Origin of the sequence: Caballeronia sp. LZ034LL (genome assembly GCF_031451215.1) — a bacterium.
Taxonomy (GTDB): domain Bacteria; phylum Pseudomonadota; class Gammaproteobacteria; order Burkholderiales; family Burkholderiaceae; genus Caballeronia.
Genome location: NZ_JARUXR010000001.1, coordinates 2929597 through 2952338, shown reverse-complemented (window position 1 = coordinate 2952338; position 22742 = coordinate 2929597). Strand labels below are relative to the sequence as shown.

The following is a 22742-nucleotide window of genomic DNA, read 5'->3' as shown; positions in this document are numbered from 1 at the left end:
GGAGAAGCTATGAAGCACACGATGACCAAGCTGGCAGCAGCCATGACGCTCGCCGGCCTGTTCGCGGGGACGGCAGTCGCGCAGACGTCGGAAGACGTGAAGGTCGGTTACGCCGGCCCGCTGACGGGCGCGCAGGCGCACTACGGCAAGGACATGCAGAACGGCATCACGCTCGCGGTGGAAGACTTCAACGCGACGAAGCCGGTGATCGGCGGCAAGCCGGTTCGGATCGTGCTGGAATCGGCCGATGACCAGGCCGACCCGCGCACCGGCACGACCGTCGCGCAGCAGCTCGTGGATGGCGGCATCAAGGGCATGCTGGGGCACTTCAACTCGGGCACGACGATCCCGGCTTCGCGCATCTACGCGAACGCGGGCATTCCCGAGATCGCCATGGCCACGGCGCCGGAATACACGACGCAGGGTTTCAAGACGGCGTTCCGCATGATGACCTCGGACACGCAGCAGGGCTCGGTCGCGGGTGAGTTCGCGGTGAAGAACCTGAAGGTCAAGAAAATTGCGATCGTCGATGACCGCACGGCCTATGGCCAGGGTCTCGCCGACCAGTTCGAGAAGGCGGCGAAGGCAGCAGGCGGCACGATCGTCGACCGTGAATTCACGAACGACAAGGCCGTGGACTTCAAGGCGATCCTGACCAAGATCAAGTCGATGAATCCGGACCTCGTGTACTACGGCGGCGCCGATTCGCAAGCCGCTCCGATGGTCAAGCAGATGAAGACGCTCGGCCTGCGCGCGCCGCTGATGGCGGGCGAAATGGTCAAGACGGACACGTTCCTGAAGATCGCGGGCAACTCGGCCGACGGCACGGTGGCCTCGCTCGCCGGCCTGCCGATGAACGAAATGCCGGGCGGCCCGGCCTACGAAGCGAAGTACAAGAAGCGCTTCAACGAAGACGTGCAGACCTACTCGCCGTACGCCTACGACGGCGCCATGGCCATGTTCACCGCGATGAAGGCGGCCAACTCGACGGATCCGGCCAAGTACCTGCCGTTCCTCGCGAAGACCGACATGCAGGGCGTGACGGCGAAGCATCTGGAATACGACACGAAGGGCGATCTGAAGAACGGCGGCATCACGCTGTACAAGGTCGTCGGCGGCAAGTGGACGACGCTGCAGAGCGTGGGCGGCAAGTAAGCACGCCAGCTTTTGCGGTTGATGTTTCGGGTGAAGGCCCCGTGACTCCGGTTACGGGGCTTTTTCTTTTTCGGGATCGCGCTTGTTGCCCGTCAGCATCGCTTTGATGAGATTTTCCTGTGTCCACACACTCATCAGCACGGCCGCGAGGACATGCACGCAGACGCACACTTCCACCGCGACCGCGAGCCAGCTGTGGATCTCCTGCGGCCAGTCTTCGCCCCAGAAGGCGTCGAGCCGCATGATCCAGCCGGATAGCGCGAGCGCGAGAATCAGGCACCAGAGCGTGAGGGCCATCAACGCACCGAGCGGATTGTGCGAAAGATGGTGCATCGGCTGCCTGGCGGCCAGCGAACGCAGATAGCCGACGAGATGCATGCGCTTGGGCCACCACGCGGAAAAGCGCGCGTATCGCGACCCAATGAAGCCCCACACGATGCGCGCGGCGACCAGACCCGCCGCGCCATACCCGAGCAGCCGGTGAGTGAAATCGGTCGGACCGAACAGGTTCCAGAGGACGATGCCCGCGACGGCCCAGTGCGTGAGCCGAACCCAGATGTCCCAGACTTTCGTGGGCCGGGTCACGGGCGGAGACATGACGCTTATTCCACTTCCGACTTCACGACCGCGAGCGTCTTCGTGTCGTAATAGATCTCGACCTTCTTGCCGTTCTTGTCGTGGCCGTAGATCTCGTAGCAGTTGCCATCGACCTTGAACTTGCGGATCTTGTAGCCCTCGGCCTCGAGCTTGGCCTTCGCGTCGGACTCCTTCATCCATTCGCTTTTCGGATGCGCCGTGCAATCCGCCTTCGCGAACGCCGCACCCGACATTCCCATCGCCAACGACAACGCCAAAATCTTCAGCATGACTTACTCCCGGTGGTTTTGGACGGGCTACTCTAGCGCCACCGGGAGCGCACTGCAAGCAGACTGAAAGTTTGTCCGCTAACGCCTGCCTTGCTGGCGAATGTGTTCGAGCGTCGCGCCGGGCGTGCTCTGTTCCGCCGGAATGCGGACTTCGATCACGGCAGGCAGGCCGGAACGCTGTGCGCGCTCGAACGCGGGCATGAACTGGCCCGTTGTCTCGACGAGTTCGCCGTGCGCGCCGAACGCCCGCGCGTAGGCGGCGAAGTCGGGGTTGGTCAGTCCGGTTCCATGCACGCGGTTCGGATAGTGGCGTTCCTGATGCATGCGGATCGTCCCGTACTGGCCGTTGTTCACGACGATGAAGATCACCGGCAATTCATATTGCATGGCCGTCGCCAGCTCGTGGCTCGACATCATGAAGCAGCCGTCGCCCGCGAACGCGATCACCGTGCGCTCCGGGTACAGCGACTTCGCCGCGATCGCGGCAGGCACGCCGTAGCCCATCGCGCCGCTGGTGGGTGCGACCTGCGAGCGAAACTGCCGGTACGAGTAATGCCGATGCAGCCACGTCGCATAGTTGCCGGCGCCGTTGGTGAGAATGGCGTCGGCGGGAAGGGTCTGGGCGAGCTGGCGCATGATCTCGCCGAGCTGGACATCGCCGAGCATCGGGCGCGGCTCGCGCCAGTCGAGATACGCAGCGTGTGCCGCTTCCGCCTCGCCGGCCCACGCGATGGAACGCGGCGGCGGCAGCGCGGCCAGCATCGCCGCGATTTCGGGCATGCCCGAGACGATCGGCAAATCCGCGTGATAGACGCGCCCGAGTTCCTCCGCCCCCTGGTGGACGTGGATCAGCGTCTGCCTCGGCTTCGGGATGTCGAGCAGCGCGTAGCCGCCCGTCGTCGATTCGCCCATGCGCGGGCCGAGCACGAAGAGCACGTCGGCGTCGCGCACGCGCGCGGCGAGCGCCGGATTGATGCCCAGCCCGACATCGCCGGCGTAGTTCGGATGCTCGTTCGACAGCGTGTCCTGATAGCGGAATGCGCAGCCCGCCGGCAACTGCCATTGCTCGACGAAGCGCGCGAAGTCCTGCGTGGCTTCTTCCGTCCAGCCGCTGCCGCCCGCGATCACGAACGGCTTCCGTGCATTGCCGAGCAGCTCGCGCAGGCGTTCCATCTGCGCCGGCGCGGGCGCGGCCGCCACGCGCTGGTAGCGCGGCAGCGGCGGGATGGCGGCGAGCGTCTCGGTCAGCATGTCTTCCGGCAGCGCGAGCACGACCGGTCCGGGACGCCCGGCCGTCGCGACGTGAAACGCGTGACTCAGGTATTCCGGCACGCGGCGCGGGTCGTCGATCTGCGCGACCCACTTCGCCATCTGGCCGAACATGCGCCGGTAATCGATCTCCTGGAACGCCTCGCGGTCCATGTGATCGCGTGCGCACTGGCCGATGAGCAGCAGCATCGGCGTCGAATCCTGAAATGCGGTGTGCACGCCGATCGACGCATGCGTCGCGCCGGGCCCGCGCGTGACGATCGCCACGCCCGGACGTCCGGTCAGCTTGCCGACTGCCTCCGCCATGTTCGCCGCGCCGGCCTCGTGGCGGCAGACGATGGTCTGGATGTGCGCGGTTTCGTCGTGCAGCGCGTCGAGCACGGCGAGGAAGCTCTCGCCGGGCACGCAGAACACGCGCTCGACGCCGTGATGAACGAGCGCATCGACGACGAGACGGGCGCCGGTGGTCTGGCTTTCGGAAGAGGCGTGAGAAGCAGCGGACATCATGCGATGAAGTCTCCTTGAAATGTCCGGAAACGCCTCGGTTCGATGCCGGAGAGGTGCCGGACGGTGAGCGACGTGCCCTCCAGCTTACGCGTTCGGGCACGCGTTCGGCCACACGCGGTCCGGGAACATTTGCCGGCGGCGGGCGCGCCATGTTCCGGCCCTGAGGTGTCGATCAGCCGTCCATCAGCCGAAATACCCCTTTTTCCCACCCTTTATCCAGCGATGGGCTTAAGGGGAACTTCGCAATAATGGCTTCACTGAAAAGCGGGACCGGCAGGCAGGCAGGCCGGTTCGCTCGCAACGATCGCCGTATCACACCTCATCGGGGGCAAGTTTGAACATTCGTAGATTCATCGGCGCGAACAGCCGTGACGCACTGCGCCAGGTTCGTGAAACGCTCGGTCCCGATGCCGTGGTGTTGTCGAATCGCACGCTGGACGACGGCTCGGTCGAAATCGTCGCGGTGGCGGACAGCGACATCGCTTCGATCTCGCCCGCCGCGCAGGAGCAGGCGGTGCGTTCGGGCGGCGCGTCGCGCGCGGCGCTGGCCGCAGCGGCGGCAGCGATCCCGGTGAAACAGCAGGCAGCCACGAACCCCTACGTGAACGGCGACGTGTTTTCCTCCGTGTTCGGCGCAACGGCCGACGACGAAGACGACTTCGCTTCTTCCGCCGACGACACGTCCCCCACGATGGCCGACACCAACCCGTGGCTGATCGAACACGCGAAGCGTCTGGCGCAACAGGCGTCGATGCCGTCGAACCGCCCGCTCACGCCGTCGGCAGCGATTGCGCGCGGCATGGGCGTGCCGGTGACGACGCTGTCGCAGGCGCCGGTCCAGTCGACCGCCCGGTCGACCGAATTGGAAGCCGGCAAATTTGCGCTGCGTCAGCAGCAGCCGGCCCGCGCCGAAGCGGCGCCGCAGCCGGCCGTGCAGCAGAAGGTCGAAACGCCGGACTGGGCGCGCGAAGCCGCGCAGGTCGCTGCCCGCCGCGCCGCGCACAAGATCAACACGAGCGCGCCGCACGCTGAAACGCCGGCGCCGGCCGCCGCGCCCGCCACGCCGGAAAGCGTCTTCGAAGGCCTGCCCGCGAATGCGGCGGCGGTCGTGACCGAGGCGATCCGCGCGCGCATGCAGCAGGTCGTCAACGACACGGTGATGAACGAACTCTCGTCGATGCGCGAGATGATGGAAGAGCACTTCGCCGGCCTGATGTGGAGCGAGCGCCAGCGCCGCAACCCGACGGGCGGCGCGCTGACCAAGCGCCTGTTCTCGGCCGGTTTCTCGGCGCAGCTCGTGCGCATGGTGATGGACAACATGCCGGAGATGGAGAGTGTCGAAGGCGCGCTCGAATGGGTGCAGCAAGTCCTCGAAAGCAACATTCCGGTGATGGACAGCGAAGACGCGCTGATGGAGCGCGGCGGCGTGTTCGCGCTGATGGGCCCGACGGGCGTCGGCAAGACGACCACCACGGCGAAGCTCGCGGCGCGCTGCGTGATGCGCTTCGGCGCCAGCAAGGTTGCGCTGCTTACCACCGACAGCTACCGGATCGGCGCGCACGAGCAACTGCGCATCTTCGGCAAGATCCTGGGCGTGTCAGTGCACGCGGTGAAGGACGCCGCCGACCTGCAACTGGCGCTGTCCGAATTGCGTAACAAACATATCGTGCTGATCGACACGATCGGCATGAGCCAGCGCGACCGCATGGTCTCCGACCAGATCGCGATGCTGTGCGGCGCGGGCCATCCGGTGCAGCGCATCCTGCTGCTCAACGCGACGAGCCACGGCGACACGCTGAACGAAGTCGTGCAGGCCTACAAGAGCGCGCCGGACCAGCCGCCGCTCGCGGGCTGCATCCTGACCAAGCTCGATGAAGCCACCAATCTCGGCGGCGTGCTCGACACGGTGATCCGCTACAAGCTGCCGGTGCATTACGTCTCGACCGGACAGAAGGTGCCGGAGAACCTGTACGTCGCGACCAAGCGTTTCCTCATCAAGAGCGCGTTCTGCATTCCGCGCGACGGCTCGCCGTTCGTGCCGAACGACGAAGAAGTCCCCGCGCTGCTTTCCGCGCTGTCCGCGCGTGCCTCGACCGACATGCATGGGGTGCACTTTGGATAAGTTCGTGCTCGATCAGGCAGAAGGTCTGCGACGGCTCCTCACGCGAGCTGGCTCGCGTGTGGTGGCGGTTGTGGGCGGCCCGGCGGGAATCGGCTGTACGTCGACGGTGGTGAATCTCGGCGCGGCGCTGTCGGTGCATGGCAAGGATGTGCTCGTGATCGACGAGCATCGCAACGCGGCTTCGGCCAGCCGGCTCGTCGGTATCGAGGATGCCGGCGCCGCCGCCGCGGTTATGACGGGCCGCAGCACGCTCGCGGACGCCGCCGGGCGCACGCCGTTCGGTTTCTCGCTGCTCGCGGCGCCGCGCGATGAACGCATCAGCCATGACGCCGCGCAATGCCGCGCGCTGCTGGATGGTCCGGCGGACATCGTGCTGATCGACGCGCAGCTGGACCGGTATGGCGCGCTCTCGTCGCTCGCGGCGCAGGCGCATGACTTTCTCGTTGTGACGCGGGTAGCCGCGTCGGCGATCACCGAGGCGTATGCGTGCATGAAGCGTCTGCACTACGCCCATGCGATCGGCCAGTTCCGCGTGCTGATCAATCACGTGCAGAACCCGGCCGATGCGGCGGTCGCGTTCGACAACCTGTCGGGCGTCGCAAGCCGGTATCTGGCTGTGTCGCTGGTGCAGGCGGGATATGTGTCCGAGGATGCGCGCGTCGCTCGGGCTAAGGAACTCTCACGCTGCGCAGTCGAAGCGTTCCCGGCCACGGCCGCGGCACGCGACTACCGCGCGATTGCGGCGGAGCTCCTGCACTGGCCGATGCGCCCCGCGCCGTATGCGCGTGCGGCGAACGGCCAGGCGGACGCGCGAATTCCGGTTGGCGACTCTGAGCAGGGCGGACGGGAGACGGCGCATCGTGCAGCCGCGCTTCACGAACTGGCCATGAGCAGCACGGCGTCGATGTGATCAAGATAGGTGACCAAGATGTATAACGCCCAAGGCAAACTCTCACAGTCCGAAACGCTGACGAAATATGCACCGCTCGTTCGCCGGCTGGGGCTTCAGCTCGTCGCCAAGATGCCGGCGAGCGTCGATCTCGACGATCTCATCCAGGCCGGCATGATCGGCTTGCTGGACGCGGCCGGCCGCTACAAGGAAGACCAGGGCGCGCAGTTCGAAACGTATGCGAGCCAGCGGATCCGCGGCGCGATGCTCGACGAACTGCGTGCCAACGACTGGCTGCCGCGCAGCATGCGCAAGACGTCGCGCGAGGTGGAATCGGCGGTGCACAAGGTCGAGCAGAACCTCGGCCGCTCCGCCAGCGAGACGGAAATTGCCGAGCACATGAACATGCCGCTCGACGAGTATCAGTCGATGCTGCAGGACCTGCACGGCGCGCAGCTGATCTATTACGAAGACTTCGACCGTTCCGCCGATGACGAGCCGTTCCTCGACCGCTATTGCGTCGATCGTTCGGATCCGCTGTCCGCGCTGATGGACGACAGCCTGCGCGGCGCGCTGATCGAAGCCATCGACCGGTTGCCGGAACGCGAGAAGCTGCTGATGAGCCTGTACTACGAGCGCGGCCTGAACCTGCGCGAGATCGGTGCGGTGATGGAAGTAAGCGAGTCGCGCGTGTGCCAGCTGCACAGCCAGGCGGTGGCGCGTCTGCGCACGAAGCTGCGCGAACAGGCCTGGACCGGCGCCGAAGCGTGAAACCCGACGCTTGAACGGTGACGCATGACACGGATGGCCCGCAGCGATGCGGGCCATTTTTTTAGCTGGTTTCGAAGTCGTGGGTTTCGGCGAACACGGTCTTGCCGGCGCCCAGACTTTTCGCGCGATACATCGCGCGGTCGGCGGCGCGCAGCACCGTGTTCATGTCGGACGGGCGCGCGATCGTCGCGCCGGACAGCAGGCAGGCGCCGATGCTCGCCGACACCGATACCGCCCGCTCCTGCACTGACGTGATGGCGGCGAGCGCCGAATGGATGCTGTCGGCCACGGCGAGCACCGCCGAGCGGTCCCGCACCTGATGCGCGAGCACGACGAATTCGTCGCCGCCGAGCCGGGCGATGGTGTCGGTCCGGCGCAGTCGCGCCTCGAGCTGATGGGCGAACGATTGCAGCAGCACATCGCCGACGGCGTGCCCGTAGGTGTCGTTCACTTCCTTGAAACCGTCGAGGTCGATCAGCAGCAGGGCCGTGGCGTCATCGGCGTCGTGGCTGGTGGGCGGCGCGGCCATCGCCCGGTTGACGATCTTCTCCAGCGCATAGCGATTCGACAGTCCGGTGAGCGGATCGGTGGACGCCTGGCGCGCGAGATCCAGATTGAGCTTGCCGAGACGGTCGACGAGCACGCTCAGATACACCGATGCCCCCAGCACGCTCAATCCCAGGCCGATCGCGGCCGGCAGATTGGCATGCCACCACGGTTGTCCGAGGCCGAGCGCGATCACCACGATGAGCGCCGTCGCACAGGACACCGCGAGCGTGCGCTTGCCATAGCGGCATCCCGAGCCGATCAGGAACCAGAACATCACCCAGATGAGCGGCAGCGCGCTGGCGCCGCCGGCCGCGAGCGCAAGTCCGAGCAAGGCTTGATCGGCGATGGTCGTGAGCGTGAGGCGCGTCAGGGACGTGGCGCTCGCGCGGCTCACGACGAACAGCGTCAGGGCGCCGTAGGACACATAGAGGGCGACGAGCCGCACGACCATCGAGGCATCGTGTGACGGGCGCCACCACTCGAAGAGGCCATACGCGAGCAGCACTGCTGTCCCCATCCAGACACGAAGCGTGGCCTGCTCCCGTTCGGGACTCCGGTGCCCGGACCCGATGAAAGCCTGGATCCGGCGTGCCGGTTGATGCGCCTGCTCCATATGAACCCCTGGATGGTGATTTCTTGCTGTTATGGTGTGCTGCTGTCTCTTTTTTTGCGGCCCCGTCGCGGGAAGCGGTGCGAAGGTGTTGCATCGGGTTGCACCGTCGCGCGACCCGCTATTCTGCTACTTTTTGCGATTTCGCTGCAGGATCGGTTGGGGAGAATGCGGTGTCTTGAATCCTCCCGCTTTCCGCTTCCTGCTTACGGCTCATGACAATGAACAACAACGCTTCTTCCCTGCAAGGCGAATGGCTGGCGGTCTGCAACAGTGAGGACGTGCCGGAGGGCGGGGCGCGAGGATTCGTCGTCGCGGATGAGCGCATCGTCGTGTGGCGGGACAGTCTCGGTGCAGCGCATGTGTGGCGCGACTACTGTCCGCATCGCGGGGCGCAGCTGTCGCTCGGAACGGTATCGCGCGACTGGATCACCTGTCCTTATCACGGCTGGCGGTATGACATCGAGGGGCAATGTCTGCATATCCCGTCGAATCCCGCACTGCGTCCGCCGAAACGCGCCTGCGCGACGACCTTCGTCAGCGAGGAGAAGTACGGCGTGGTCTGGATGTGTTTCGGCGAGCCCGCGTATGCACTCGACTTCTATCCGGAAGCCGATGTGCCCGGCGGGCGCCGTATCAATCTTGCGCCGCAGACGGTGAGGTCATCGGCACCGAGAGTGGTCGAGAACTTTCTCGACATGGCCCATTTCTCCTTCGTGCACGCGGGGATTCTGGGCGAGCAGGCGCATACCGAGGTGCCTGATTACGAAGTCGTTCCTGTGGATGGCGGACTCGAAGCGCGGCAGTGCCGTTACTGGCAACCGGCCGGCATGCCGGGGCAGGACGACGGCGCGATGATCGACTATGTGTATCGCGTCAGGCGGCCGTTGATTGCGAGCCTCACGAAGATGGCCGCCGGCGGGCAGGGCGCGCTGCACATCATGCTGGTGGCGTCGCCGGTGTCGGAGACGGAAACGCGGGCGTGGCTCGTCTCCATTCATGAAGACGACTCGACGCACAGCGATCGGGAGCTTTATGACTTCAATATGGAGATCCTGATGCAGGACACGCCGATAGTCGAATCGCAATGGCCGAGGTGCTTGCCGCTGGAACTCGATGCGGAGCTGCATCAGAGGTGCGACCGGATGTCGGTGGCTTACCGGAGATGGCTGGCGGAACGGGAGTTCGGGTGGGGGACGACGGGTGGGGCGTAGCGGGAGTCTTGAGATTGGCGCGCCCGGCTGGGATCGAACCAGCAACCCCTGCCTTCGGAGTCGATTTATTACAAACCGCTTCCGTCCAGTCACGTCCTAGATATTTCCTTCAGAGTCGTAAGGTCACTAGTATTTGTGAGCCTCATTGACTCTTCCATACGATCCTCGGCGTGTTGATCGGGTGACGCGTTGCCGATCGTGTACGGCGCGAGTGCGCCGGGTCAAAGCGCATCAATGGCTACGTCTATGAAGAAGATCAAACGTAATCAACGAGGAAAGTTGGAAGCACGGAATGACCGATCGGTAGTCGGCGCAAGTGCATTACGCTGTGACAGCGCAAGGTATGCCGGGGGGCTTGATCGATGGCCAGTTGCCCGCCCGTCAGAACGGGCCGGTCATACTTCAGCCGATGGATGCGGACCGGACCGTTCAGTCGAATATTCGACCTAGAAATTACAACCTTAAAGATCGCCGGCAAATTCACGCAGAAAAAGATAATTGGTACCGCTCAAACGACGACGGTCATCTTCTGTTCGAGAACACGGCCAAAATCAGGCGTCATGGTCAGGCGCACACCGTTACGCGGCGGCGGTCTCCCGTCCAAGCAACTCGAAGTCCGCATGATTCACAAACGGAGCATATCCGTTGCCCCACGGCGCTGTTACTGTACAAAGCAGTCGCATGTCCAGCGGCGCATCGACGTTCACGCACCGGACTGTGACGGAAACGGCTCCAGGATCCTCCGTCAAAAATTTTGTGATGTCTCGCGCGTAGTATTTGGGGCAATAGCCGACGAGATGCGATGGCGGAAGCGTAGACAGGCACAATGCGAATTCATCATGTCCGTTTTGGCAGTCGCGCAAGAGCCGAAGCGTATCGCCTTGCTTGAGGCTCGCAATAGCATCTAGCGAACTCTTCGGAATGTGCCGCAGCGCGCGGGCGAAAAATGAGATCTGGTAACGTCCGTCGGCAGTCCGCTTGGGCTGAGGAAACAATTCGACTGAATCTGTTCCTCTCACGCCTCCGGTCATGGCCAACACATTCAATGGGTCAGAATCCAAGTTAGTCAAACCGATCCACCGAAGGTAATCCCGGTACTCGGGGCGGGACTTCGGAATCACACGATTTGCGAACACCGGGAACAGGGTGCTCGACTCATACGTCGCATGTACATCGCTGAGACGCCCGAACGGATGAAAATTGGGCGCGCGCAACACGCCTCGTGTGTACGCAAACTTGTAGATGCCGTCCACACGGGTTAGCTGACCCACAGGAATCCATTCCCTTGATTCGGCATCTTGCCAAGCGACAAACAGTGTGTCCATCTTCTTCCCCTAAAGGGCCAGCAGCCTTGCGCAGTTGTGCTGCAAAAGCTGCCTGGTGAATTCTTTGGTAACTTCCGTGGCGTGTGTTCCCGGAATTAGATCAACAAGCGACGCAATGACGTCGGGTGTTACCGCACGTAGTTTGTTGAGCCATGCTGCCCCGGCGGCTGGGCGCTGCTTCATGGCATATCCGAAAGCGTCAATGGTCGACAGTGGTTTTGCCTTCTCCGTCGCCATTGGCGGATACAGGCCGGAAGTAGCGCGAGCAACATATGCCGACATCTGCTGACGCGAATCGCGCGTCGTCAAGATCTGTATTCGGCGTTCGTCTGTTTCGTTTCGACCCATGCTCGACCCGTGATCATAGGAAGGGGCAAGATGAACGTCCTTGCCGAATCCACGCACCAATCCCCAGTTCTGATTGTGCCGGTCCTGATTCGCAATCCAAGCGTCGAACATAAGGTATCCGACGAACACGTCAATTGCTGTCTCAATTCCGGGGCAAGCCAAAAAATCCACCGGCGGGCGCACCTCTGACACTGCACGAAAGTACGAGAAGACACGGCTCACTGTGTGGCTTCGGTCCCGGTAAAACTTTGTATCGGCGTCGTCGGCCGCCGCTTCAACCCCGCCAAGCAATTCGTTGCCGTGGATCAAGCGACCGCCATCCGGGACGAAGCTCTTGCTGATGACGCCCGTTCTTTGCCGAAAGTTTGCAAGCTCATAGTACGCGTGGGGCAAACCCACCACAAGGGCGAGCTCCGCAGCTAGCCTTTCAGCCCAGTTCTCGCCGGTGTTCGGACGTCCCTCCTTGAAGAGAGCTCGGCCTAGATGCTCATCCTCGAACCAAAACTTGTACTTCGTCCCAATTTGCTCGGTGATCTCTGCAGCGTCATCAGGAACTGTGAAAACCGCAAACATTAAGCATCTCGCAGAACGGACTGAATAAGTCCGCAAAAAGTCGACGCACAAAAAAGCCCGCCGAGTAGAGCGGGCCAGTCGTTTTCATTACCTCATTGAGATTGGCGCGCCCGGCTGGGATCGAACCAGCAACCCCTGCCTTCGGAGGGCAGTACTCTATCCATTGAGCTACGGGCGCATCGGCGGTGGGCTGCTTATTTACAAGGTAACAAGGCAAGCGGCTCGAAGAAAGCCAGCTGCAAGGCCCACGCGAATCCGAGAGGATACCTGTTTTCCATGACTCCGTCCATCGCGCGGCGCTGCAATCTCGATGCCCGCTTGCGCCTCAAGCATCACACGATTCGGGTAAACGCCCGTCCGGTCGTGCTGTCGCCCTGTGCCGCCGTCCAAACGTTCCGTCTATAATCGACCGAGCCTTTCCCCACGGCTTGTCTCGGCGCACGGTCTGAGCGCCAAGGCAATGCATGCGGTAGCTGTCACGCTGTCACTGAACCGACTCACACCAAAAAACGGGAGACGAGACAAGCATGAGCGAAGCACCCCACGGAGCCCCGATCAAGACGCCCGGTCAACTCATCGTCGCGATCATTGCGGGATTCGGCATTCCAGTCGCCATCATCATTCTGCTCGCCGTCTATGTGAACAACTCGACGCGCACCGGCGCAGGCACCGATATCGAAGCCTCCGTGAAGGAGCGCATCGCGCCCGCCGCCCAGGTCGATGTCCGCGACGCCAATGCCCCGCGCGTCTACAAAACCGGCGAGGACGTCTTCAAGGCCGTCTGCTCCGCCTGTCACGCCGCCGGCACCGCCGGCGCGCCCAAGTTCGGCGATGCCGGTGCGTGGGCGCCGCGCATCAGCGAAGGCTACGACACGCTGTTGCACAACGCGCTCAACGGCAAGGGCGCGATGCCCGCCCGCGGCGGCACGAATCCCGACGACTACAGCGACTTCGAAATCGCGCGCGCTGTCGTCTACATGGCGAACAACGGCGGCGCCAAGTTCGCGGAACCCGCGCAACCGGCGCCGGGCGCCGCGGCAAGCGCAGCGGGCGCTGCTTCCGCACCGGCGGCTGCGAGTTCCAACGACAACGCACAGGCCGCAGCTGCCGTCGCCGCGCTGGCATCGGTGCCGCAGGCCGCACCGGCCCCGGCTGCCGGCGCCCAAAGCGCCGACGCCGCGCAAGCCGGCAAGGCGCTCTACGAGCAGGTCTGCCAGGCGTGTCACGCAGCAGGCGTGCTCGGCGCTCCGAAGTTCGGCGACAAGGCCGCCTGGGCGCCGCGTCTGAAAGAGCCGATGGACACCGTCTACAACTATGCGCTGCACGGCAAGGGCGCGATGCCGCCCAAGGGCGGATCGAACGCGCCGGACGCCGATGTCAAGGCCGCCGTCGACTACATGGTGAACGCGTCGAAGTAAGAGGCCAGGCCGCAAAGCAAGGAACCCTGCGCACGCGAGAGTCGCAGGGTTCTTTTTTTGACTGCACCGAATGAACCCCGGCGCGGGGATCAGCTCTTCTGCAGCATCGCCTTGAGCATCGCCATCCGGTCCTTCGGCGACAGCGGCGCTTCTTCGGCAGTCGGCGGCGGCGCGTCGTCGAGCAGCATCTCGGGAATGAAGCGCGACGGTTCGCACACCACCGTCTCACGCGCCCGCTTGCGCTTCTTGCACCAGTTCAGATGCAGACTGCGCTGCGCCCGCGTGATCGCGACATACATCAGCCGGCGTTCTTCTTCGATGCGCGCATCGTCGACGGGCGTATCGTCGTCCGAGCCGCCGCGATGCGGCATGATGCCTTCCTCGACGCCCACCAAAAACACGTGCGGATACTCCAGTCCCTTCGACGCATGCACCGTCGACAGGCGCACCGCATCCGGATCCTCTTCCTTGCCTTCGAGCATCGACATCAGCGCGACGGTCTGGATCAGTCCGAGCAGGTTCTTGCCTTCGTCGGCGAGACCGTCGGCGGTGTCGAAGCCGGTCTGCTCCGTGCCCAGCGCGGCTTCGGGCTTCGTGCCCTTGCGCTTCAGCCATTCGAGGAACTCGAGCACGTTCTGCCACTTCGACTGCGCCTGCCGTTCATCGTAGGCATCGTAGAGATACGACTCGTAGTGAATGGCCTCCATCATGTCATCGAGGACTTCGGTGGCCGGATCGCGCGCGGCGCGGTCGGACAGCCGGCGAATCCACTCGCAGAACGTGCGCAGCGGCTCGACCTGCCGCGCCGACAGACGCGCCTCGATGCCGCCCATGAACACCGCCTCGAACAGCGACACCTTCGCCGCGCCCGCGAACGCCCCCAGCGCTTCGAGCGTCGTGTTGCCGACACCGCGGCGTGGCGTCGTGATCGCGCGGATGAACGCGGGATCGTCGTCGGGATTCGCGATCAGCCGCAGATACGCGATCAGATCCTTGATCTCGGCCTTGTCGAAGAACGATTGGCCGCCCGACAGCACATACGGAATGCGTTCACGACGCAGCACCTGTTCGAAGATGCGCGCCTGAAAGTTGCCGCGATAGAGAATCGCATAATCGCGGAACTGCGTGCGTCGCTCGAACTTGTGCGCCGAGAGCCGGAACACGACGGATTCCGCCTCGTGCTCTTCGTCGTTGCAGCCGGTGACGGTGATCGTGTCGCCCATGCCGTGCTCGGACCACAACTTCTTCTCGAACAGTTTCGGATTGTTCGCAATGACGTTGTTCGCCGCGGTCAGAATGCGCACCGTCGAGCGATAGTTCTGCTCCAGCTTGATAACGTGCAGCTTCGGAAAGTCCTTGCCGAGCTGCGCGAGATTCTCGATCGTCGCGCCGCGCCAGCCGTAGATGGCCTGATCGTCGTCGCCCACGGCCGTGAACGCGGCGCGCGGCCCGGCCAGCAGCTTCACCAGTTCGTACTGGCAGGTGTTGGTGTCCTGGTACTCGTCGATCAGCAGGTAGCGCAGACGGTTCTGCCACTTGTCGCGCACCTGCTCGTTCTGCGCGAACAGTTGGGCGGGGCGCAGGATCAGATCGTCGAAATCGAGCGCCTGATAGGCATGCAGCGTGGCCGCGTAGCTGCGATAGACGATCGCTGCCTGATGTTCGTCCTCATTGCTGGCGAGCACCGACGCCTGATCGGGCGACACCATCGCGTTCTTCCACAGCGAGATGATCGACTGGATCTTGCGGATCAGCCCCTTGTCCGTGGTACCGAGCTGCTCCTGGACCATGCCGAAGCAATCGTCGGAATCCATGATCGAGAACTGCGGCTTCAGGCCGACGTGCTCCGCCTCCTGCCGCATGATCTGCACGCCGAGCGAGTGAAACGTGCAGATGGTCAACTGATTGACAGGAATCCGACGGCCTTCCTTGCCCGGCGCCGTTAGCGTCTTGCCTTCGAGCAGCTTGGCGGTGCGCTCGCGCATTTCGAGCGCGGCCTTGTTCGTGAACGTCAGCGCGGCGATGTGCCTCGGTTCGAAGCCGCGTCCCTCGATCAGATGCGCGATCTTCTGCGTGATCACGCGTGTCTTGCCGCTGCCTGCGCCGGCGAGCACGAGACAGGGACCATCGAGATAGCGCACGGCTTCGTTTTGCGCGGCGTTCAGACCTGCGGACATCGTTCTGGGCTTTGGATTCTGAGGCGCGCGGCATGCAGCCGGCGCATGGAGGAGTGCGCGATGTTAACACGATGCCAAGCGCCCGGTTCCGGCCCTGCTTACCGTCGACGGGCGTGAAGCACGGGCTGCGGGCGTGCCACAATATCGGACCGCTTTCCACGACAGGATGCCCGCATGAGTTCAGCACTGAAAGTCGGCGTAATGGGCTATGGCCTTGCCGGCGCGACGTTCCACGCGCCCGTCATCGAGCATTGCGGCCGCGCCGAAGTGACCGCCATCGCGACCAGCCAGGCCGAGCGCGCGCAGGCCGATTATCCCGACGCGCAAATCGTGACGAACCTCGACGCGCTGCTGGCCGTGCCGGGGCTACAGTGCGTCGTCATCGCGACGCCGAACGACACGCACTTCGACCTCGCGCACCGGGCGTTGTCGGCGGGCAAGCATGTGGTCGTCGACAAACCCGTCACGCTCAGCGCCGCCGATGCCCGCACGCTCGCCGATCTCGCCCGCCAGAAGGGGCTGCTGTTCGCCCCGTTCCACAATCGTCGCTGGGACGGCGATTTCATGACGTTGCGCGGCTTGATCGAAAGCGGGCGGCTCGGGCGCATCGCGCACTATGAATCGCACTTCGACCGCTTCCGCCCCAAGGTTCCGCAACGCTGGCGCGAGGAAGCGGCGCGCGGCGGCGGTCTGCTGTTCGATCTGGGGCCGCATTTGATCGACCAGGCGCTGACCTTGTTCGGCGCACCGGAAACGGTGACGGCGTTCGTCAAGACGCATCGCGATCACGCGCATGCACCGGATTACGTGCATCTCGTGCTCGGCTACGACGACAAGCAAGTGATCCTGCACGCAAGCGCGCTCGCGGCGCTGGAGCCGCCGCGTTTTGCGGTTCACGGCACGCGCGGCAGCTACGTGAAGAACGGGCTCGACACGCAGGAAGATCAGTTGCGGGCCGGCATGCGGCCGGGCAATCCGGAGTTCGGCAAGAATCCGGCGGGCCTGCTGCGCGAAGTGGACGGCGATCACGATCTGCGCCATGAATTCGCGACGAAGGATGGCGCGTACATCGAGTTCTACCGGGCGTTGGCGGCATCGATCCAGGATGGCAAGCCGTTCCCCGTTTCGCCGCAGGACGCGGTGGATACGATGACGATCATCGAGCTGGCGATGCAGAGCGATCGGGAAGGGCGGAGTGTGGGGTTTGAGAGGGCGTAAGAGCGGGGGTTAATCGAAAGGCGTGAAACGGGCGGCATTGCTGCCTGTTTCACGCCTTTCGTGTATTCCGGCAGGCGTTATTTCTGAATTTTTTCGAGATGGCGGTTTGCTTCGATTGCGCTGCTAGTATCAGCGCAATCGTAAATCGGAAATCCGGAGCAGTCGTCCTTGAATCTTCCAAACATACGGTGTATCGAAGCCGCTCAGGCACTCGCGAAACACGATGTGATGATTCCGGGCAATGCGGCCTCGCTATTGAACAATGTCGACATCGAGCTACGCCTGGCTCTGTTGGAATCGGCCATCGCGGCCATTCGCGAGGAAGACTGTCTCATCCGGCAAACCACCGTCGTGGTTTGTCCGGACCACTCCATGCGATACGAGCTCTTCGTCGATCAATCCGCGAGCCGTTGCGCCTGCGTGAATTTCGCGATAGCGGACACGTTGACCGAACGCTTCGAGAACGCTCATCCTGAAGCCATCACCTTTGCGTGCCGTCCATTTACGTCCTATATACCGGCAGGTTTGTCCTTCGAGCTTGAACGGTGAGTATCGAAGTCGATGATCTAATTCAAGCCACGGATCTCCTGGCAAATTGCCTTGCGTTTGTCCCTCGGGCAGACGCTTTTCGGGCGCACGTCGAACGCGACCACGCCGCTTTTTTCTGATCGGCAGCGGCGCCTGCGTCGTTCCACCGGCCGAGCGGAATGCTGATGCGCCCCCAACTGTCCGCCCCCGCCCATTCCGCCCCCGGATCAGTTTGACAACCCCAATTCGGTCGCGTAAATTCTGCCGCACGCGTCGGGAGAGCGCGTGGCCGCTGCTCAGTCAGTGTCGCCGCGCCGCCGAAGGGGCATACCCGCAAACTCTCAGGCAAAAGGACCGACGGCGTCGAGGAATCATTTCCTCGCACTCTGGAGAGCGGCAGCGGCTTCCGTAGCGAAGCCAGTTGCCCACCGAAGGGGCGCGCGATGAACCGCAGCACGACCGTGCACGGTTCGCGCAATCTCTCAGGTACCGAGGACAGAGGGGTCACGCATCGCAATCGTCGCGGCATAAGCCTTGCGCGCTGTTCGACAGCACGAAAGGCTCATCCGGCAGGCGAACAGTGCGCTGCGTGGCCTTTTTTGTTTCGCGAACCGAGGCCCCGATGACCGACCTTCAACACACGCCCCTGCACGCCGCCCATCTCGCGCTGAACGCGCGCATGGTCGACTTCGGCGGCTGGGACATGCCCGTCAACTACGGTTCGCAGATCGACGAGCATCGCGCCATCCGCACCGATGCCGGCATGTTCGACGTCTCCCACATGCGCGTCGTCGATTTCGAAGGCGAAGCCGTCCGCGACTTCTTCAAGTACGCCCTCGCCAACAACGTCGACAAACTCACGACACCCGGCCGCGCACTCTATTCGTGCCTGCTCAACGGCGACGGCGGCGTCATCGACGACCTGATCGTCTATTACTTCTCCGAGACGAGCTTTCGCGTCGTCGTGAATGCGAGCACCGCCGAGAAGGACATCGCCTGGTTCGGGCAATTGAACGCCGCGGGCGAGTTCAACCTCTCCATCACGCCGCGCCGCGATCTGGCGATCATCGCCGTGCAAGGTCCGAACGCCCGCGAAAAAGTCTGGCACGTGCTGCCCGATACCCGCACGCAAACCGAATCGATCAAGCCGTTCAACGCGGTCCGCTTTCCGTCGACGGCATTCGGCGAAGTCATGCTCGCGCGCACCGGCTATACCGGTGAAGACGGTTTCGAGATCGTCGTGCCCGCGACGCACGTCGAAGTGCTGTGGAATGCGCTGCGCGAAGCCGGCGTAAAGCCCGCCGGGCTCGGCGCGCGCGACACGCTGCGCCTCGAAGCCGGCATGAATCTCTACGGCCAGGACATGGACGACACCGTCTCGCCGCTCGACGCCGGCCTCGCATGGACGGTCGATCTGAAAAGCGAACGCGACTTCGTCGGCCGCAGCGCGCTCGAAGCAAACGGCGCGCAGGCGAACTTCGTCGGACTCGTGCTGATGAAGGAAAACGGCCGCGCGGCCGGCGTGCTGCGCGCCCATCAGAAAGTGCTGTCGCAGCACGGCGAAGGCGAGATCACGAGTGGCACGTTTTCGCCGTCGATGCAGGAGTCGATCGCGTTCGCGCGCGTGCCCGTCGCCGTTGCCGCCGGCGACATGGTGCAGGTCGTGATTCGTGACAAGCAAGTCCCGGCGCGCGTGGTAAAACTTCCGTTCGTGCGCAACGGCAAGGTCCTCGTGGATCTGTCCTGAGGCAAGTGCATCAGACAAGGCATCAAGCCGCTGCGCCCGTTTCCTCCGATCAAGAACCTCACGAACGCATCACGCAAGGAGCATCCAATGAGCATCCCGGCCGATCTGAAATACACCGAATCGCACGAATGGGTCCGCACCGAGTCCGACGGCACCTTGACCGTCGGCATCACCGATCACGCGCAGGAAGCGCTCGGCGACATCGTGTTCGTCGAACTGCCGGCCGCCGGCAAGAGCGTCGCGGCGGGCGATGCCATTGCGGTCATCGAATCGGTGAAGGCCGCCTCCGACATCTACGCGCCAGTGTCGGGCGAGATCGTCGCCTCGAACGACGCGCTGGCTGCCGCGCCGGACCAGGTCAACGGCGCGCCGTACGAAAGCTGGCTCTTCAAGATCAAACCGTCGAGCAATGACGGTCTCGACAAGCTGCTCGACGCCGCAGGCTACGGCCAGTCGATCGGCGAATAACTTTCTTACTTGGACGAAGGCGGTTTTCCCCGAGGAAAGCCGCTTCTCGCAGGAATTCTCATGAAGCTCGAACACCCGGATCGCCTGATGAACCGCACCTCCCTGTCACTCGCCGCGCTCGAACGCCACGACGCGTTCGCGGAACGGCACATCGGCCCCGATGAAGCAGATCAGCGTGCGATGCTCGACGCGCTTGGCTTCGCCTCGCGCGCGGCTTTCATCGACGCGGTGATTCCTGAATCGATCCGCCGCAAGGAAACGTTGCCGCTCGGCGCGTTCACGCAGCCGAAGAGCGAGGCGGAAGCGCTCGCGTCGCTGCGCAAGCTGGCGGACGAGAATCTGGTGTTCCGGACTTACATCGGCCAGGGTTACTACGGCACGCACACGCCGGGCGTGATCCTGCGCAACGTGCTCGAGAATCCGGCGTGGTACACGGCCTATACGCCGTATCAGCCGGAAATCTCGCAAGGCCGTCTCGAGGCGCTGCTCAACTTCCAGCAGATGGTGATGGACCTGACCGGCCTCGCGATGGCGAACGCATCGCTGCTCGACGAAGCCACCGCCGCCGCCGAAGCCATGACGCTGCTGCAACGCGTGGGCAAGCCGAAGTCGAACGTGTTCTATGTCGCCGACGACGTCCTGCCGCAGACCATCGAAGTGGTAAAGACGCGTGCGAAGCCGGCGGGCATCGAAGTGAAGGTCGGTCCCGCTGCGGACGCCGCGAGCGCGAATGCCTTCGGCGTGCTGCTCCAGTATCCGGGCGCAAACGGCGACGTGCACGACTACCGCGCGCTTGCCGAAGCGATTCACGCCGCGGGCGGTCATGCGATCGCCGCGGCCGACCTGCTCGCGCTGACGCTCATTACGCCGCCGGGCGAGTGGGGCGCGGACGTGGCCATCGGCAATACGCAGCGCTTCGGCGTGCCGGTCGGCTTCGGCGGCCCGCATGCGGCCTTCATGGCGGTGCGCGACGAATTCAAGCGCCAGATGCCGGGCCGTCTCGTCGGCGTGACCGTCGACGCGCAGGGCAATTCCGCGCTGCGTCTCGCGCTGCAGACGCGCGAACAGCATATCCGCCGCGAGAAAGCGACCTCGAACGTGTGCACGGCGCAGGCGCTGCTCGCGATCATGGCGAGCATGTACGCGGTCTATCACGGCCCGCAGGGTCTGCGGACGATCGCGCAACGGGTGAACCGGGTCGCGTCCATCCTCGCGGGCGGTCTGCGCAAGCTGGGCTACACGCTGGCCAATGAATCCTTCTTCGACACGCTGACGATCGAAAGCGGCGCCAGCACGACCGCGCTGCATCAGGCCGCTTACGCCGCGCACGTCAATCTGCGCCGCGTGAGCGCGACGCGCGTGGGCGTGTCGCTCGACGAAACCACGACGCGCGACGATCTGCTGAAGCTGTTCGCGCTGTTTGCGGAAGTGGCGGGCAAGACCGAAACGTTCGACATCGACGCGCTCGACGAAGCCGCGTCCGTTTCGCTGCCGGCCGACCTGCAGCGCACGAGCGACTACCTGACGCATCCGGTCTTCAATCGACACCATTCCGAGCATGAAATGCTGCGCTATCTGCGCAGCCTCGCAGACAAGGATCTCGCGCTCGACCGCACGATGATCCCGCTCGGCTCCTGCACGATGAAGCTCAACGCCACGTCGGAAATGCTGCCGGTCACGTGGCCCGAGTTCGCGCAGATTCATCCGTTCGCGCCTGCCGAACAGACGGTCGGCTATCGCACGATGATCGATCAGCTGGAACAGATGCTGGTCGCATGCACGGGCTACGCGGCGGTGTCCTTGCAGCCGAACGCCGGTTCGCAGGGCGAGTACGCCGGCCTGTTGATCATTCACGCGTATCACGAGTCGCGCGGCGAAGGTCATCGCAACGTGTGCCTGATCCCGGCATCGGCGCACGGCACGAATCCGGCGTCGGCGCAAATGGCCGGCATGCAGGTCGTCGTGGTGGCGTGCGATGCGAACGGCAACGTCGATATCGACGATCTGAAGGCAAAGGCCGAAAAGCATTCGGCGAATCTCGCGGCGATCATGATCACGTATCCGTCGACCCACGGCGTGTTCGAGCGCAATGTGCGGGAGATCTGCGAGATCGTGCATGCGCACGGCGGCCAGGTGTACGTGGACGGCGCCAACATGAACGCGATGGTCGGCCTGTGTGCGCCCGGCCAGTTCGGCGGCGACGTCTCGCACCTGAACCTGCACAAGACCTTCTGCATTCCGCACGGCGGCGGCGGACCGGGCGTGGGTCCGGTCGCGGTCGGCGCGCATCTGGCGAAGTTCCTGCCGAACCAGGTCTCGACCGGCTACCAGCGCGACGAAGCGGGCATCGGCGCGGTGTCGTCGGCGCCGTATGGCTCGGCTGCCATCCTGCCGATCTCCTGGATGTATATCGCGATGATGGGCGCGCAAGGCCTGACGGCCGCCACCGAAAGCGCGATCCTCGCGGCCAACTATGTCGCGAAACGTCTCGCGCCGCACTATCCGGTGCTGTACAGCGGCGCGGGCGGGCTGGTCGCGCACGAGTGCATTCTCGACGTGCGTCCGATCAAGGAATCCAGCGGCATCTCGGTGGAAGACGTGGCCAAGCGGCTGATTGACTACGGTTTCCATGCGCCGACCATGAGCTTTCCGGTCCCGGGCACGCTGATGGTGGAGCCGACCGAATCCGAATCGAAGGAAGAGCTCGACCGCTTCATCGACGCAATGATCGCGATTCGCGAAGAGATTCGCGCGGTCGAAGAAGGCCGCGCCGATCGCGACGACAACGTGCTGAAACATGCGCCGCACACCGCCGCAGTCGTCACGGCAGACGCGTGGGATCACAAGTACACGCGCGAGGCGGCAGCTTATCCGCTCAAGTCGCTGGTGACGCGCAAGTATTGGTCGCCGGTGGGCCGTGCGGACAACGCATACGGCGACCGCAACCTGATGTGTTCATGCGTGCCGATTTCGGAATACGCTGAATGA

18 protein-coding genes, 1 tRNA gene and 2 riboswitches are annotated in these 22742 nt (G+C 63.9%); of the genes, 11 read left to right on the top strand and 8 right to left on the bottom strand.

The genetic code is table 11. The features are described from left to right. The first annotated feature begins 9 nt into the window (after window positions 1–9). Window positions 10–1155: a branched-chain amino acid ABC transporter substrate-binding protein gene (locus QCE83_RS13615; RefSeq protein ID WP_309810858.1), complete on the top strand. Its 1146-nt coding sequence runs from the start codon at window positions 10–12 to the stop codon at window positions 1153–1155. Window positions 1156–1206: 51 nt separating this feature from the next. On the opposite strand, the gene QCE83_RS13610 is transcribed toward QCE83_RS13615, so the two are convergent. The 3 genes from QCE83_RS13610 to QCE83_RS13600 all read right to left on the bottom strand — a co-directional run bounded on the left by QCE83_RS13610 (window position 1207) and on the right by QCE83_RS13600 (window position 3794). After that, a complete protein-coding gene (locus tag QCE83_RS13610; protein WP_309810856.1) occupies window positions 1207–1752 on the bottom strand; it encodes a cytochrome b/b6 domain-containing protein in 546 nt (181 codons plus the stop codon). A 5-nt stretch (window positions 1753–1757) separates the two neighbouring features. Beyond that, window positions 1758–2021 carry a PepSY domain-containing protein gene (locus QCE83_RS13605; protein ID WP_309810852.1) on the bottom strand — a complete coding sequence of 88 codons (264 nt, stop codon included), beginning with the start codon at window positions 2019–2021 and terminating at the stop codon, window positions 1758–1760. A 78-nt stretch (window positions 2022–2099) separates the two neighbouring features. Next, a complete protein-coding gene (locus QCE83_RS13600; protein ID WP_309811746.1) occupies window positions 2100–3794 on the bottom strand; it encodes a thiamine pyrophosphate-binding protein in 1695 nt (564 codons plus the stop codon). 337 nt (window positions 3795–4131) lie between these two features. Here QCE83_RS13600 and flhF point away from each other — a divergent pair, with 337 nt between their 5' ends. From flhF to QCE83_RS13585, 3 genes are read left to right on the top strand one after another with little or no spacing between them, the layout of a single operon-like run. Next, a complete protein-coding gene (flhF, locus tag QCE83_RS13595; RefSeq protein ID WP_309810849.1) occupies window positions 4132–5919 on the top strand; it encodes a flagellar biosynthesis protein FlhF in 1788 nt (595 codons plus the stop codon). Next, a complete protein-coding gene (locus QCE83_RS13590; protein WP_309810845.1) occupies window positions 5912–6829 on the top strand; it encodes a MinD/ParA family protein in 918 nt (305 codons plus the stop codon). Before flhF ends, QCE83_RS13590 begins: the two co-directional genes overlap by 8 nt. Before the next feature lie 18 nt (window positions 6830–6847). Next, complete coding sequence (locus QCE83_RS13585) at window positions 6848–7579, top strand: RNA polymerase sigma factor FliA (protein ID WP_309810840.1); 732 nt, start codon at window positions 6848–6850, stop codon at window positions 7577–7579. Window positions 7580–7640: 61 nt separating this feature from the next. Here QCE83_RS13585 and QCE83_RS13580 read toward each other — a convergent pair whose 3' ends face one another. Then, window positions 7641–8645 (bottom strand): GGDEF domain-containing protein, encoded by a 1005-nt coding sequence (locus tag QCE83_RS13580; protein ID WP_309810835.1) that lies wholly within the window; start codon window positions 8643–8645, stop codon window positions 7641–7643. Window positions 8646–8959: 314 nt separating this feature from the next. On the opposite strand from QCE83_RS13580, the gene QCE83_RS13575 reads away from it, so the two are divergent. Continuing rightward, complete coding sequence (locus QCE83_RS13575; protein ID WP_309810832.1) at window positions 8960–9952, top strand: aromatic ring-hydroxylating dioxygenase subunit alpha; 993 nt, start codon at window positions 8960–8962, stop codon at window positions 9950–9952. Between the two features lie 578 nt (window positions 9953–10530). Here the strand turns inward: QCE83_RS13575 and QCE83_RS13570 are convergent. The 3 genes from QCE83_RS13570 to QCE83_RS13560 all read right to left on the bottom strand — a co-directional run bounded on the left by QCE83_RS13570 (window position 10531) and on the right by QCE83_RS13560 (window position 12376). Beyond that, a complete protein-coding gene (locus tag QCE83_RS13570; RefSeq protein WP_309810829.1) occupies window positions 10531–11277 on the bottom strand; it encodes an HIRAN domain-containing protein in 747 nt (248 codons plus the stop codon). Between the two features lie 9 nt (window positions 11278–11286). After that, window positions 11287–12198 carry a HipA domain-containing protein gene (locus tag QCE83_RS13565; RefSeq protein ID WP_309810825.1) on the bottom strand — a complete coding sequence of 304 codons (912 nt, stop codon included), beginning with the start codon at window positions 12196–12198 and terminating at the stop codon, window positions 11287–11289. A gap of 102 nt (window positions 12199–12300) precedes the next feature. Next, window positions 12301–12376 (bottom strand) — tRNA-Arg (locus QCE83_RS13560). Window positions 12377–12725: 349 nt separating this feature from the next. Between QCE83_RS13560 and QCE83_RS13555 the strand changes: the two genes are divergently transcribed. Then, window positions 12726–13616, top strand: a complete 891-nt coding sequence (locus QCE83_RS13555; protein WP_309810822.1) for a c-type cytochrome — start codon at window positions 12726–12728, stop codon at window positions 13614–13616. 89 nt (window positions 13617–13705) lie between these two features. Here QCE83_RS13555 and QCE83_RS13550 read toward each other — a convergent pair whose 3' ends face one another. Further along, entirely contained in the window at window positions 13706–15793 is a 2088-nt protein-coding gene (locus QCE83_RS13550; RefSeq protein ID WP_309810819.1) for a UvrD-helicase domain-containing protein, read from the bottom strand. A gap of 174 nt (window positions 15794–15967) precedes the next feature. Between QCE83_RS13550 and QCE83_RS13545 the strand changes: the two genes are divergently transcribed. The 5 genes from QCE83_RS13545 to gcvP all read left to right on the top strand — a co-directional run bounded on the left by QCE83_RS13545 (window position 15968) and on the right by gcvP (window position 22742). Then, the gene (locus QCE83_RS13545; RefSeq protein WP_309810817.1) at window positions 15968–17011 is read left to right on the top strand and encodes an oxidoreductase; all 1044 of its coding nucleotides are present in this window, start codon (window positions 15968–15970) and stop codon (window positions 17009–17011) included. A gap of 168 nt (window positions 17012–17179) precedes the next feature. Next, entirely contained in the window at window positions 17180–17560 is a 381-nt protein-coding gene (locus QCE83_RS13540; protein ID WP_309810814.1) for a hypothetical protein, read from the top strand. Window positions 17561–17803: 243 nt separating this feature from the next. Then, a riboswitch (glycine riboswitch) is annotated at window positions 17804–17906 on the top strand. A 9-nt stretch (window positions 17907–17915) separates the two neighbouring features. Beyond that, window positions 17916–18048: riboswitch (glycine riboswitch) on the top strand. A gap of 113 nt (window positions 18049–18161) precedes the next feature. Further along, window positions 18162–19286 carry a glycine cleavage system aminomethyltransferase GcvT gene (gcvT, locus tag QCE83_RS13535; protein WP_309810810.1) on the top strand — a complete coding sequence of 375 codons (1125 nt, stop codon included), beginning with the start codon at window positions 18162–18164 and terminating at the stop codon, window positions 19284–19286. Between the two features lie 87 nt (window positions 19287–19373). Continuing rightward, window positions 19374–19754: a glycine cleavage system protein GcvH gene (gene gcvH, locus QCE83_RS13530; protein ID WP_309810807.1), complete on the top strand. Its 381-nt coding sequence runs from the start codon at window positions 19374–19376 to the stop codon at window positions 19752–19754. Window positions 19755–19814: 60 nt separating this feature from the next. Next, window positions 19815–22742 (top strand): aminomethyl-transferring glycine dehydrogenase, encoded by a 2928-nt coding sequence (gene gcvP, locus QCE83_RS13525; protein ID WP_309810804.1) that lies wholly within the window; start codon window positions 19815–19817, stop codon window positions 22740–22742.